This is a genomic window from Kineococcus indalonis, assembly GCF_009906395.1.
GTDB classification, from domain to species: Bacteria; Actinomycetota; Actinomycetes; order Actinomycetales; family Kineococcaceae; genus Kineococcus; species Kineococcus indalonis.
The window spans coordinates 1-1,197 of sequence record NZ_JAAALM010000809.1; the positions used below are offsets into that span (position 1 = coordinate 1).

Genomic DNA, 1,197 nt, shown 5'->3' on the forward strand with positions numbered 1-1,197 from the left:
TCCGGGAGGGGCGCCCGCCGCTCGTCCTCGAGGTGGCCCGCGCCCGCCCCGCCACTGTCCCACCGCCGCCGCGCGCGCACCAGCACCGCGCGCGCACCAGCACCGCGCACGCGCCGGGACTACGCTGGCGGGGACGAGGACGTCCTGACCGGAGAAGGTCGCCATGCGACACGGCACCGCAGCCACCGCAGCCACCGCGATCCTCTGCGCCGGCCTGGCGCCCGGCGCCTCCGCCGCTCCACCGCGCCCCGCCGCCCCGCCGCGCGCCGCGACCGTGCCGTGCGGGGCGGTGCTCACCACCAGCGTGCGCCTGGCCGCGGACGTCGTGTGCCCCGACGGGCGGGGCCTGACCCTGGCCGCGGACGGGGTCGAGCTGAACCTCAACGGCCACGCCCTCACCGGTCCCGGACGCGGCGACGGCTCCGTCGAGAGCGGCCCGACCGGCGTGCGGGTGGCCGCCGACGGCGTCGTGGTGCGCGGCGGGCGCATCAGCGGCTGGGGCGCGGGCGTGTCCGGCCGGGCCGACGTCACCGCGCCGGAGGACCTGCAGGAGCCCTACGCCGACGCCGTGCTGCGCGCGGCGGTGCGCGACGTCCACCTGCGGGGCAACGGCCACGGCGCCGAGGCGCTGGAGGGCGTCGCGCTGACGCTGCAGCGCACGCGGCTGAGCGGCAACGTGCGCGGCGCCGGCGCCTACGGCGGCGGGCGCCTGCTCGTGGAGGACTCCACCGCCGAGCGCAACGGCACCGGCCTGTACGCCGCCGCCGTGCCCCGCGACGGCCTCGTCCTGCGCGACGTGCTGGTGCGCCGCAACACCTCCCACGGCGTGTCCTGCAGCACCGACGGCCACCTCGACGCCACCGGCGTCACGTTCCAGCGCAACGGCACCGGGCTGGAGGTGTTCCTGTGCGCCGGGCGCCTGGCGGGCTCCGCGTTCGTGTGGAACGGCCGGCACGTCTCCGGGTACCTGAGCGCCGGCGACGTGTTCACGGTGACCTGCACCACCGCCACCCGCGACGGCGGGCCGCTCGACCTGGAGGGCCTGGCCGTGCAGCCGTGCGCGCCGGTGAGCCCGTGAGCGCGGGCCCCGGCGCGGCGCGCGCCGTGCTGCCCACCGCGCTGCTGCCCACCGTCCTGCTCGCCACCGCGCTGCACGCGTCGAGGTCCAGGCCGACGGGGTTGCGCTGCACGGTGGTG

At 79.0% G+C, this 1,197-nt stretch carries 1 protein-coding gene; it reads left to right on the forward strand.

Annotated elements, in window-relative coordinates; translation table 11 throughout:
- Window positions 1–163 precede the first annotated feature (163 nt).
- Window positions 164–1,078, forward strand: a complete 915-nt coding sequence (locus tag GTR00_RS21270; RefSeq protein ID WP_166613496.1) for a right-handed parallel beta-helix repeat-containing protein — start codon at window positions 164–166, stop codon at window positions 1,076–1,078.
- Window positions 1,079–1,197: the final 119 nt, after the last annotated feature.